General features: G+C 70.1%; 9 protein-coding genes and 2 pseudogenes. 9 read left to right on the top strand and 2 right to left on the bottom strand.

The features are described 5' to 3' along the window. Positions 1-329: 329 nt before the first annotated feature. Positions 330-755, bottom strand: a pseudogene (gene rpsP, locus WA805_RS04895) (30S ribosomal protein S16); the annotation flags it as partial. Positions 756-1,385: 630 nt separating this feature from the next. Between rpsP and WA805_RS04890 the strand changes: the two are divergent. The 9 genes from WA805_RS04890 to WA805_RS04850 all read left to right on the top strand — a co-directional run bounded on the left by WA805_RS04890 (position 1,386) and on the right by WA805_RS04850 (position 12,084). Next, positions 1,386-2,171, top strand: coding sequence for an ABC transporter ATP-binding protein (locus WA805_RS04890; RefSeq protein WP_425241748.1), 786 nt, complete (start codon positions 1,386-1,388; stop codon positions 2,169-2,171). Beyond that, complete coding sequence (locus WA805_RS04885; RefSeq protein ID WP_422341116.1) at positions 2,168-2,983, top strand: ABC transporter ATP-binding protein; 816 nt, start codon at positions 2,168-2,170, stop codon at positions 2,981-2,983. The genes WA805_RS04890 and WA805_RS04885 overlap by 4 nt, the downstream gene beginning before the upstream one ends. Next, positions 2,983-3,858, top strand: coding sequence for a branched-chain amino acid ABC transporter permease (locus WA805_RS04880; RefSeq protein WP_422279636.1), 876 nt, complete (start codon positions 2,983-2,985; stop codon positions 3,856-3,858). The genes WA805_RS04885 and WA805_RS04880 overlap by 1 nt, the downstream gene beginning before the upstream one ends. After that, entirely contained in the window at positions 3,855-4,940 is a 1,086-nt protein-coding gene (locus tag WA805_RS04875) for a branched-chain amino acid ABC transporter permease (RefSeq protein WP_422284657.1), read from the top strand. The genes WA805_RS04880 and WA805_RS04875 overlap by 4 nt, the downstream gene beginning before the upstream one ends. A gap of 203 nt (positions 4,941-5,143) precedes the next feature. Next, entirely contained in the window at positions 5,144-6,853 is a 1,710-nt protein-coding gene (locus WA805_RS04870; RefSeq protein WP_425241747.1) for a glycosyl hydrolase 53 family protein, read from the top strand. Between the two features lie 102 nt (positions 6,854-6,955). Next, entirely contained in the window at positions 6,956-8,668 is a 1,713-nt protein-coding gene (locus WA805_RS04865; protein ID WP_422284661.1) for a thiamine pyrophosphate-requiring protein, read from the top strand. Between the two features lie 27 nt (positions 8,669-8,695). After that, a complete protein-coding gene (locus WA805_RS04860) occupies positions 8,696-9,376 on the top strand; it encodes a type 1 glutamine amidotransferase (protein WP_425241746.1) in 681 nt (226 codons plus the stop codon). Positions 9,377-9,457: 81 nt separating this feature from the next. Further along, complete coding sequence (locus tag WA805_RS04855; RefSeq protein ID WP_422272994.1) at positions 9,458-10,519, top strand: NAD-dependent epimerase/dehydratase family protein; 1,062 nt, start codon at positions 9,458-9,460, stop codon at positions 10,517-10,519. Between the two features lie 44 nt (positions 10,520-10,563). Beyond that, positions 10,564-12,084 carry an ATP-dependent DNA ligase gene (locus WA805_RS04850; RefSeq protein WP_422284665.1) on the top strand — a complete coding sequence of 507 codons (1,521 nt, stop codon included), beginning with the start codon at positions 10,564-10,566 and terminating at the stop codon, positions 12,082-12,084. A 6-nt stretch (positions 12,085-12,090) separates the two neighbouring features. Here WA805_RS04850 and WA805_RS04845 read toward each other — a convergent pair. Next, a pseudogene (locus WA805_RS04845) lies at positions 12,091-12,439 on the bottom strand (hypothetical protein); the annotation flags it as partial.

Raw genomic sequence — 12,439 nt, 5'->3', positions numbered from 1 at the left:
CGAGGTGCTCGAGGGCTTCCTCAAGCACCTCAGGCTCCGGAACCGCCATCGGGAGCCTCGGCAGCCGCTTCGGGCGCGGGGCTGGCGGCCTCGGCCTCAGCGGGGGCGGCAGGCTCGGCGACCTCGGCCTCGGTCTCGGCCTTAGTCTCGGCGGGGGCGGCAGCCTCGGCGGGCTCAGCCTTGGCCTTGGCCTTAGTCTCGGCCTTGGGCTCGGCGGGGGCGGCAGCCTCGGCGGGCTCAGCCTTGGCCTCGGCCTTAGTCTCGGCCTTGGTCTTGGCAGGGGCGGCAGCCTCGGCGGCCTCAGCCTTGGCCTCCGCGGGGGCGGCAGCCTCGGCGGGCGCAGCCTTCTTTGGCTGGTCCTTCTTCGCCGAGGACCTGGCCGGCCTCGCCGCGGCCTTGGTCTCCTTCGTCGCCTGGCTTTCCTTCACCAGCGACTCGTAGCGCTCTTTCTTTTCCGCCTTCGGCTCGGCGGTCTTCAGCGTGCCCTCGGCACCAGGCTCGCCCTTGAACTTCTGCCAGTCACCGGTGATGGTGAGCAGGTGGCGCACCGGGTCGGTCGGCTGCGCGCCAACCGAGAGCCAGTGCTGGACTCGCTCCGAGTTCACCTCGATGATCGACGGGTCCGCCTTCGGGTTATACCTGCCGATCTCCTCGATGGCGCGCCCGTCTCGCTTGGTACGAGCGTCGGCGACGACGATCCGGTAGTACGGTTCCCGGATCTTGCCCAGGCGCTTTAGCTTGATCTTGACAGCCACGGCTGTGGTCTTCTCCCAGCGAAGTAGGTACGTGCGTCGGGCACCGCCAGCGGGGAATGGCCGGCCGGACCGAGCGGGTGGGCCAGGCCGGCAGACGAGAAGAGGGCGCCGCGCGGCCAAGCGTCAAGAGGCCATTCTGCCAGATCCCGGCGCCCTAGGGGTAATCATGCGACCGCGTCCGGTGCCCCAGGCGGACCAGTCCCCCTGCCAACGCAGGCCGATCACGTTACGTAGTCATTTTTGCTCAAAGCTGGGGTGAATCCCGAGAAACAGTTACATAACGTGCGTTGACTTCACTTGCGGGCGCTCGTAACGTTTGGCTAACTTGTTGACAATCCTGGTTCGCACAGGCGTTCGCAGAGCGTACATAGCTAACCAACAGGCGCGTTCCGTTACGTATGGCATCATCCCGCACGTGGTCACGCGCTACCCGGCGCGCACCCGCGAAGGAGATCTCCAGAACATGACTGACCAGAATGCTCAGCCTGGCCCGGAGAGCAAGCCAGACGCCACCCCGCCGGCCGGCATCCAGTGGCAGACAACACGCTGCTGCCTGAGGCCAAGATCACGGGTGACCTGCTGCCGACCTTCAAGTGAGCGGATGACAGTCCATTGCTTGAGCTAGACCACGTGACGAAGCGGTTCGGCCGCGTCGTCATCGCGGACGACCTGTCATTCTCGGTCAACGCCGGGGACACGGTCGGGATCGTCGGGCCGAACGGCGCTGGCAAGACCAGCCTGTTCGGCCTGATTTCCGGTGACCTGTCCCCGGACGCCGGCCACGTCAAGTTCGCCGGGCGCGACATCACCCGGCTCGACTCGGCCGGCCGGTGCCGGCTCGGCATCGGGCGGACCTACCAGGTCCCCCGCCCGTTCGCCGGCATGACGGTGTTCGAGAACGTCCTGGTCGCCGCGCAGCAAGGCGGCGGCCTGCGCCGCAAGGCCAGCTACGGGGCCGCCGCCGACGCGCTGGAGCGCACCGGGATAGCCGGCGAGGCCAACGTGCCCGCCGGCCGGCTCGGACTGCTCCAGCGCAAGCGCCTGGAGATCGCCCGCGGGCTGGCGACCGGGCCGACTCTGCTGCTGCTCGATGAGGTGGCCGGCGGGCTCACCGACCCGGAAGTGACGGTGCTCGTCGAGATCGTCCGCGGCATCAACGCCCAGGGCATCGCCGTGATCTGGATCGAGCATGTGGTGCGCGCGCTGACCTCCCTGGTCAGCAGGCTCACCTGCCTGTACGGCGGCCAGTTCGTCGGCGACGGCGACCCGGCCAGCGTGCTCGCCAACCCGAAGGTCCGCGAAATCTACCTGGGCGTCGAGGTCACCGCGGAGCAGTTGGAGGCCGAGGCCGGCGATGAGCTGGCCGGGACGTCCGGGACGTCCGGGGCCGTCGAGCCTGACGGGAGCGGCACGTGAGCACACCCGCGAACGAGCCGCCCGCCGCGCAGCAGGGCGCACCGCTGCTGGACGTGCGCGACCTCATCGTGCACCACGGCCAGCTGCGTGCCCTGTCCGGGATCTCGCTGCGGGTGTTTCCCGGTGAGGTCTACGCGATCATCGGCGCGAATGGCGCCGGCAAGTCGACGCTGCTGCGCACGATCGCCGGGCTGCACCACCCCACCGAGGGGTCGATCGTCTACGACGGCAGGGACGTGACCGGCTTGCGGCCCGAGAAGCGGGCCACCGCGGGCATCGTGATGGTGCCCGAGGGCCGCCGCCTGTTCCCGTCGCTGACGCTCGAGGAGAACCTGCAGGTCGGCGCGACCTTCGCGCGTTCTGGTCCGTGGACCATCGAGAAGGTCTACGACCTGTTCCCCTGGATGAAGGAACGCCGCCGCCAGAAGACCTCGCAGATGTCCGGCGGCGAGCAGCAGTCCGTCGCCATCGGCCGGGCGCTCGTCGCGAACCCGCGGGTGCTGCTGCTCGACGAGCTGTCGCTCGGCCTCGCTCCGGTCATCATGCGGCGGATCTACGGCATGCTGCCGCAGATCCTGTCGTCCGGGGTGACCGTGCTGCTCGTCGAGCAGGACGTGAGCCAGGCGCTGCGCGTCGCGACCCATCTGCAGTGCCTGCTCGAGGGCCACAGCACGCTCGAAGGGCGGCCCGCCGACGTCACCGCGGCGCAGGTGGAGGCCGCCTACTTCGGTACGGGCAATGCAGGCCAGGGCCTACTGGAAAAAGGGAGCACTGCAACGGCCGACGGCATTCCCGAGGGGAGTGAAGCCTGATGGGCTGGGTCAACGCCATCATCCAGGGCATCTTGACCGGCGGTCTCTACGCGTTGTTCGCGTGCGGGCTTTCCCTGATGTTCGGCGTCATGAAGTTGGTGAACCTCGCGCACGGCGACCTCGCCGTGGTCGCGGCCTACATCGGCATCGGGGTCATCGCGGTCATTCACATCCCGTTCCTGTGGTCCGTCCCCATCGTGGTGGCGATCATGGCGGCGCTCGGCTACGTGCTGCAGCGGTCGCTGTTCCAGTCAGCCATCACCCGCGGCGAGCTCACCACGCTGATCGTCACGTTCGGCCTGTCGATCGTGATCGAGAACGGCCTACTGCAGTTCTTCACGGCCAACAACCGCGGCATCGGCACCGGATCCTCCCTGATCAGCTCCTCGTTCTCGATCGGCGCCGGGCTGCAGATCGCCTGGCTCGACGTCGTGATCTTCGTGCTCGCCGTCGTCGTGCTGCTCAGCCTGCAGTACTTCCTGTCCTCTTCCAAGTACGGGCGGCTCATCCGCGCCGCCGCCGACGACAGGGAGGCGGCGCAGCTGTCCGGGGTCGACTACCGGCACGTGTTCGGCATCGCCGCCGCGCTGGCATTCAGTACCGTGGCGCTGGCCGGCATCGCCTACGGAATGACCACGGTCGTTTCCCCGACCACGGGAACCGACACGATCCTGCTGCTCGCGTTCGCCACGGTGGTGATCGGCGGACTCGGCTCGCTGTGGGGCACCCTGGTCGGCGGCATCGTCCTCGGCGTCGCCCAGCAGATCGGCGCGCAGATCAACATCTCCTACGAACTGCTCGCCGGTTACATCGTCTTCCTGGCCGTGCTGGTGATCCGGCCGCAGGGTCTCACCGCGCGGAGGTCGCAGTCATGAGCGTGACCACAGGCGCCACCGTACGTTCGGAAGAAAACCTCAAAGTCACCAGGTCGCGGAGAAACGTGGCGTGGACCGGCCTCGGCGCGTTCGTCGTGGTCGTCGTGCTCGCGCTGTTCCCTTACATCGTGTACTCGGGCACCACCGCGATCATGGTGCAAGGACTCATCGTGCTGACGCTCGCCAGCATGTGGAACCTGCTCGCCGGGTACGCCGGCCTGGTGTCGGTCGGCCAGCAGGCCTTCTTCGGGCTCGGCGCGTATTTCGTGCTGATCCCGGCGACGCACGGGCTGTCGCCGTTCCTCGCGCTGCCCATCGCGGCCGTCGGCGCGGGGGTCGTGGCGTTCCCGCTGTGGTGGCTGGTCTCCCGGCTGCGCCTCGGGTACTTCGCGATCGCCACCTGGGTGCTCGCCGAGGCCGTCGCGCTGTTCATCGAGCAGATCCAGTCCATCGGCGGCGGCACGGGCATGCCGCTGCCCGGCTTCGCCGGAATGGACCCGACGCTGCTCGCCGCGTACACATACTGGGCGGCGCTCGTCGTCGCGGTGCTGGCCATCGCCGCCGTGTACTTCCTGCTGCGGTCCAGGCTCGGCCTCGTGCTCACCGCGATCAGGGACGACGAGACCGCGGCGCGCACATCTGGCGTCAAGGTTGGCCTGGCGCGGCTGCTGGTCTTCGTCGTCGCCGCTGCCGGGTGCGGCGCTGCCGGAGGCGTGCTCGCGATCGACCAGCTGCAGGTCGTGCCCGGCACCTCGGGCGGCGTCTTCAGCGTGCAGTGGACGGCCATCATGGCGTTCGCGACCATCATCGGCGGGCTGGGCACGATCGAAGGCCCGATCCTCGGGACCGCCGTGTACATGATCCTGGAGCAGACGCTGCAGTCCTACAACGCCTGGTACCTGATCATCCTGGGACTGGTGGCCATCGGTATCGCGCTGTTCGCGCGGCGCGGCCTGTGGGGCCTGGTGGACGACAGGTTCAACGTCCGGCTGTTCCCCGTCGGCTACTACCTCTGGTCGCCAGGCGAACGACGGCGGCGGCCAGGGCGGCAGGCCAAGGGCACGGCGGGCGTCGCCGGCTAACCGGCCCCGGCGCTTGGAGACTCGAACCGAGCTAAATGTGTTTTTCCGGGTGAATATGCCACGGAAAAACACATTTAGGCGCCGACGAGGTTACGGAACGGGTGATTGACTCCCTAGACGCTTGCCACTCGCGCCAGAATTGAGCGGTTATGAGGGGGGATGTTCGCTAGTGATCATTAGCGTCTCACCATGGAGGCGACCCCATGCCCCTTCTCCCTCGAAGCCGGCGCTCCAGGTACGGGGCCGGCGCGGTTCTGGTGGCGCTGCCGCTGGCAGTCGCGACGGTCATCCTGCCGGGGCCGTGGTCCCGCGCCGGAACCACGACCCCGATGGCCGGGACCGCGCCAGCCAGCGCGCCGACGCAAAACGCCGGGCAAGCGGCGCCCACCGTGAACTGGGCACTGGACGGCACCGCGACCGCGACGACCGCCGAATCAGCGAACCCGGCACCGAACGCCATCGACGGTAATGCGGGCACCGACTGGTGCACGTCCGGCTGGACCGGCACGCTGACCGTCGACCTGGGCCAGGTCCGGTCGCTGTCCGACCTCGGGATCACCCTGGACGCGGCGAGTCCGTCCGCGTCGGCCACCATCGAGCTGGCGTCCACGGCCGGCGACTGGCAGCAGATCCGCGCGCTGAAGGACGTGGCACTCGACCCGGGCAGCCCGATGTACCTGCCGCTGCCCGCTGGCAGCACGGCGCGGTACGCGGAGCTCACGGTCTACAGCGACACCGGCGCGGACGTGTGCGTCGGGGAGTTCCGGGCGTACGGCGGTGACCCGGCCGCGGCCGGGATGGACCTCGGGACGGACCTGTCGTTCACGCCGCAGGAACTCGCGGCGGGCGCGCAGTTCAGCTACAACGGCAAGCCGGGGACGCCCGTGACGATCATGCGCGACGCTGGCTCGAACTACGTGCGGATGCGACTGTGGGTGAATCCGCCCGCCGGCTACAGCGACCTGGCGGTGGATCTCGCGCTCGCGAAGCAGGTGCGCGCCGCGGGGATGAAGATCTACCTAGACATCATGTACTCGGACTTCTGGGCCGACCCGACCAAGCAGAACATTCCCGCCGCCTGGGCGGGGCAGGACCTGTCCCAGCTCACGTCCACCGTGCGGTCCTACACCCAGCAGGTGATATCGGCGTTCGCGGCGCAGGGCACGCCGGCGGACATGGTGTCGATCGGGAACGAGATCAGGAACGGGATCCTGTGGCCGGCCGGCGAGATCAACTGCGCCAGCGGGGCCGGCTGCGGCGGCTGGGCGAACCTCGCGCAACTGCTCAAGGCGGGCGTGGCCGGGGCCGAGGCGGGCAACCCCGCGGGTCACAAGCTGCTGATCATGATGCACTACGACCAGGGCGCGGACCCCACGGACAGCGCGGCGTTCTACTCCACGCTCGAGTCCAACGGCGTGCCCTTCGACGTGATCGGCCTGTCGTACTACCCAGTGCTCTCCGAGCCGGCGATCTCCGGGCTGAAGGCCAACGTGGACGGCCTCGCCACCGAGTTCCGCAAGCCGATCGTGATCGCCGAGACCCAGTATCCGTGGACGCTGGCGAACGGCAATTCGCCGCCCGGCGACAGCACGGGAGACTTCGCCTGGGAAACCAGCCAGATCGAGCCCGGCTACCCGGCGACGCCTGGCGGCCAGCTGTCATTCGTGACCGACGAGCTGTCCATCCTCGCGACGGCGCCCGACGGCCTGGGAGCCGGTCTCTTCTACTGGGCGCCGGACTGGATCCCCGGCGTCCCGTGGGAGCCGGGTACCGGCATCGGCTCGCCGAACGTCAACATGACCCTGTTCAACTTCGAAGGCGCCGCCCTCCCGTCGGCGGGCATCTTCCAGAACCCGGCGGCGATCTGCGAACGGGAGGCCCCAGCCAGCGTCCCCTGCGTCATCGGCGGCTAACGGCTCTCGCGGCCTCCCCGGCGATTTGTTCCTGTTTTCTGTCGTCAGAACGACAGAAAACAGGAACAAACTGGTAAGAGGTCAGCGGAGAGGAGCAAACGCGTGGCAGTCCACGACAGTGCCGGGGTGACCACGGTCGCCGAGGCTTACCTGCGCGTGCTGAAGGATCGCGGCGTCAGCCGGCTGTTCGTGAACGCGGGCACCGACTTCGCGCCCCTCGTCGAGGCGTACGCTCGCCAGAAGCAATCGGGACTGGATTTCCCCGAGCTGGTCGTCTGCGCGCACGAGAACCTCGCCATCTCGATGGCGCACGGCGCCTACCTGGGTGACGGGCGCGTCCAGGCGGTCATGCTGCACACCAGCGTCGGCACGGCCAACGCGGTCTGCGGCGCGCTCAACGCGGCGACGGATCGCATCCCCATCCTGCTCACCGCGGGCCGTAGCCCGCTGTTCGAGGATTCCGTGCTCGGGTCGCGTGACGGGGGCATCCACTGGGCGCAGGAGATGTACGACCAGGCGTCCATGGTGCGCGAGCTGGTCAAGTGGGACTACGAGCTGCGCGATGGCGTGCAGGTCGCCGCTGTCGTCGACCGCGCTATCGACATCGCCATGACGGTGCCGCGGGCACCGGTGTACCTGTCACTGCCGCGGGAGGTCCTCGCCAGGAACGCCCACGGCGACGCGCCTCCGCCGCGCAGCGCGACGCCCAGCGATGCCGCGCCAAGCGCCGACACGGTCGGCCGACTCGCGGACCTGCTGGCCGGCGCGAGCTTCCCTGTCTTCGTCACCGCGGCGTCGGGAACCGACCCTGCCACGGCGACGCTGCTCGGGCAGTTGTGTGACGAGTACTCGATCGGCGTCCTCGAGTCCGGATCGCGCCGCTACAACGTCGCCGCGAGCCATCCGCTGCATCTCGGCTACGATCTGCGCGCGGCGGCGGACGCCGACGTGCTGTGCTTCCTTGACATGGACGTGCCGTGGATCCCGGCGAGGGCCACGCCGCCGGACGACGCCATCGTCGTGCAGTGCGGGCCGGATCCGCACTTCACCCGGTACCCGATTCGCACGCACCGGTCGGACCTGTCGGTCACCGCCAGCGTCGAGAACCTTCTCGCGGCCCTGGCGGCCGCCCTGCCCGGTCGAAGCGCCCGGATAGACAAGCGGCGGCGCGCGGCCATCGAGCGCGCCGCGGCGGACGTTCGATCCCAGACCAGCGAACGGCTGGCCGCGGCGGCACGCGCGGATGGCCCGATCACCAAGACCTTCATGAACTGGGCGCTCGCTCAGGTGCTGCCGCGCGAGCAGGACGCCTCCGTTGTCAGCGAGTACTGGGCGCGCCCCGAGCTGCTGCCGGACGGCGGCCCGCAGAGCTTCTTCGGGACTCCGCCGGCCGGCGGCCTTGGCTGGGGACTGCCCGCAGCCATCGGCCTGAAGCTGGCCCGGCCTGAACGCACCGTCATCGCCGCCGTCGGTGACGGCGCCTACCTGTTCGCCAACCCGGCCGCATGCCACCACGCGATGGCGATGCACGATCTCCCTGTGCTGACGGTCATCTGCGCAAACCGCAAGTGGACCGCGGTTCAAGGCTCCGCTCTGGGCATGTACCCGGCCGGTCACGCGGCTGACGCCGGTCAGCTAAGCCCGCTGGCCGAACTCGGGCCGGCGGTCGCGTTCGAGCAGTACGCGGCGGCCTCGGGCGGATACGGCGAGGCCGTCGACGATCGCCGGGACTTGATCCCGGCACTCGGCAGAGCGCTGCACGCGGTCCAGGCCGAGCACCGGCAGGCCGTGGTGAACGTCTCCTGCGCGGACTGAGCCGGACACGATCGGAGGTCATGGCTCATGCGGGTGGCCGTTATCCGGCATGACGACGTGGATTCCGCGGGCTTCGTCGGCGAGGCGTTCGAGGCGCGCGGAGCGGAGTTCGACGTCCGCGTGTTCCCCGGCGGTTCGCTGCCCGCGCTCGACGGCGTCGAGCACGCCATCGTGCTCGGGTCTTACTCGTCGGTCAACGACGACGACGCGTGGATCGCCGAGGAGCTGGACTGGCTGCGGCGGGCGGACGCGGCCGGGGTGCCGGTGCTCGGCGTCTGCTTCGGCGGCCAGGCGCTGTGCGCCGTGTTCGGCGGGCGGGTCGAGAAGATGGACCGCGAGGAGATCGGCTGGGCGGTCATCGACACCTCCGACGCGGACCTGGTGCCGGCCGGGCCGTGGCTGGAGTTCCACGGCGACCGGTGCCTGCCGCCGCCCGCGGCGAGGGTGCTGGCGCGCAACGAGATAGCGGTGCAGGCGTTCTCGGTCGGGCGGCACCTGGCGGTGCAGTTCCACCCGGAGTGCGACGGGGCGCAGCTCAAGCGCTGGCTGGACGGCGGGGACCTGGGGCACGTCAGGAGCGCGGGGGTGGACCCGGATCAGCTCCTGGCGCGGACCATCCGCGAGGAGGCCGCCGCACGCGAGCGAGCGGACCGGCTAGTCGCCGGGGCGCTGCGGATCGCCGCGGCTAGTCCTCCGCCACGGACCTGATGATCCTGCGCGTACCACCTCTAGCTCTCGCGCCACTGGCTGCCCATTGCGCGATTGCGGGCGCGGCAGCACATTTAGTCTGTGCCGGGATCACTTTTCACGATCGAGCCGGAGGACCGGGTAGTCATCACCGGTGCCTCCGGGTTCATCGGGTCCGCTGTCGTCAGAGCGGTCCAGGCGAAAGGCGCGCGCGTAATCGCGATGGTCGAGCCGGGGGCTGACCACCGCAACCTCGCGGCCTGCGACGCGGAACGGGTCGTGGCGGATATCCGGGATCCGGCCGCTGTCAGGGCCGCCTGCGCGGGCGCCCGCTTCGTGTTTCACCTGGCCGCCATCTACCGCTTCTGGGCACGTGACCCCCGCGTCTTCTACGACGTCAACGTCGGAGGGACGCTCAACGTGCTCGACGCGGTTCTGGCGTCGGGGTGCGAGCGGCTGGTGTTCACGTCCACTATCGGCGTACTCAGCGGCGTGAAAAGCCGGGACGGCAGCCCGTCGGACGAGACACGCTATCCCGACCTGGCCCAGTTGCGCGGGTCCTACAAGGGGTCCAAGTTCGTCGCTGAGCACGAGGTGCTGCGGGCCTGCGCCCAGGGGCTCGACGCCTGCCTCGTCTTGCCGACTTTCCCGCTCGGCCCCGGCGACACCGGCCCCACGCCGACCGGCAGGGTCGTGCTCGACTACCTCAACGGCAAGATGCCCGCGTTCACGGACACCGCGATGAACGTCGTGCATGTCGACGACCTAGCTAGCGGACACGTCGCGGCCCTCGAACGCGGCGGCCGGGGCCGCAGCTACATCCTCGGCGGCGAGAACCTGTCGATGCTGGCCATCCTCCAGGCACTCGCCGACTGCACCGGCCTGCCGATGCCCCGGCTGCAAGTCCCGCTCAGCCTGGTCCTGGCGGCCGGCGCCGCCTCCACCCTGGTCCAGGGCCGGCTCCTCCGTCAGGAGCCCCGCGTGCCGTTCGAGGCCGCGCGCATGTCGGCAGCCAAGATGATCTTCAGCGACGAGCGAGCGCGCACCGAGATCGGCCATACCTCGCGGCCAGCGCGCGAGGCCATCACGGAATCCGCACGCTGGTTCGCCGACAACGGCTACGTGGCAGCGCGTCGCCGCGCCGACATCAAGTGGCGCGCCTAGGGGCACCGATGCGTGATCCGGCGGTCTCCGGGAGAATGTAAAGCGTGTTGCTCGCAGAACTCGCTGAGGTGTCTCGCGCCGTTGCGGGTACGCCCGCCCGGCTCGGGAAGATCGACGCGCTTTCCGCGGCGCTCCGGGCGGCCACGCCGGAAGAAGCACCCGTCGTCGTCGCCTACCTGTCCGGTGAACTGCTGCAGCGCCAGATCGGCGTCGGGTGGGCGGCGCTGCGGTCGGCACCGCCGCCGGCGGACACGCCGTCGCTGACGGTCGGCGACGTGGACGAGGCGTTCAGCAGGATCGGGGCGCAGAGTGGCAAGGGGTCGGCGGCCGAGCGGAAGCGGCTCATCGGGGAGGTGCTGGGCGCCGCGACCGACAGTGAGCAGTACTTCCTCGTGCGGCTGCTCTCCGGGGAGCTGCGCCAGGGCGCGCTCGACGGGGTGATGACCGAGGCCGTGGCGCGAGCCGCTGACGTTCCAGTGGCGCAGGTGCGGCGGGCGGTGATGCTGCGCGGGTCGCTGCCCGCGGTGGCCGGGGCGGCGCTGAGCGGCGGGAGCCCGGCGCTGGCCGGGTTCGGGCTGCTGGTCGGGCAGCCGCTGAAGCCGATGCTGGCCGCGAGCGAGCCGTCCATCGAGGAGGCGCTCGCCAAGATAGGCGGGCCGGCCGCCGTGGAATGGAAGCTCGACGGCATCCGGATCCAGGCGCACATTGCCGGCGACGGCAGCATCCGGCTGTTCACCAGGACGCTCGACGACATCACGGCCCGGCTGCCCGAAGTGGTCGCCGCGCTCGCCGCGCTGCCGGTGCGCGGCGCGGTGTTCGACGGCGAGCTGATCGCGCTGCGGCCGGACGGCCGGCCGTATCCGTTCCAGGACACCTCCGCGCGGGCGGCGAGCGGCGCGGCGCCGGAAAACCCGGTGCCGCTGTCGGTGTTCCTGTTCGACGTGCTGCACCTCGACGGCGCGGACCTGATCGACTTGCCTGACGAGCAGCGCCACGAGGCGCTCGGCAAGGTCGTCCCGGCCGCCATGCTCATGCCGCGGCTGGTGACCGGCGACGCGGACGAGGCCACGGCCTTCTTCAAGGACGCGGTCGCCCGCGGCCACGAGGGCGTGGTGGTCAAGGCGCTGACCGCGCCGTACGCGGCCGGGCGGCGCGGCGCCGGATGGATCAAGGTGAAGCCGCGGCACACGCTGGACCTGGTCGTCCTCGCGGTCGAGTGGGGCCATGGCCGCCGCCAGGGCTGGCTGTCCAACCTGCACCTGGGCGCCCGCGACCCGGTGACCGGCGGCTGGGTGATGCTCGGCAAGACGTTCAAGGGCCTCACCGACGAGCTGCTCACCTGGCAGACCGAACGGCTGCTCGAGCTCGAGGACCACCGCGACGACTGGACCGTGTACGTAAGGCCCGAGCTCGTCGTCGAGATCGCCTTCGACGGCGTGCAGCGCAGCCCGCGTTACCCCGGCGGCGTCGCGCTGCGCTTCGCGCGGGTGCTCCGCTACCGCGAGGACAAGCTAGCCGCCGAGGCGGACACGATCGACTCGGTCCGCGCCATCGCGGCGGACTGAACCCGGCTACTTCTTCTTCTTGTTGTTGCGCTTGCCGAAGGCGGCCGGGACGTTGCCCTGGGGCAGGCCGCCGCCGGGGAACTGCGGCAGCGCCGACGGGCCGCCGCGGAAACCGGCGAAGCCGTTGTCGCCGCCCTGACCGCCAGCCGCCCCGGCGGCCTGCGCGTCGCGCAGCATCTCCGCCAGCTCCTCCATCGAGGCCGGCGGCTGCTGGGCCTGGGCCTGAGCCTGGTCCTGGGCGGCCTGCTGGTCGCCACCCTGACCACCCTGACCACCCTGGCCACCCTGACCACCCGGGCCGCCGCTCGACGCGGCCAGCGCCGCCTTGCGCGGGTCGCCGCTCCTGCGCTTGCCC

This window comes from Trebonia sp., assembly GCF_049794275.1.
Classification (GTDB): Bacteria; Actinomycetota; Actinomycetes; order Streptosporangiales; family Streptosporangiaceae; genus Trebonia.
The sequence above is the reverse complement of the archived record's forward strand: the minus strand, read 5'-3'. Positions and strand labels throughout refer to the sequence as shown.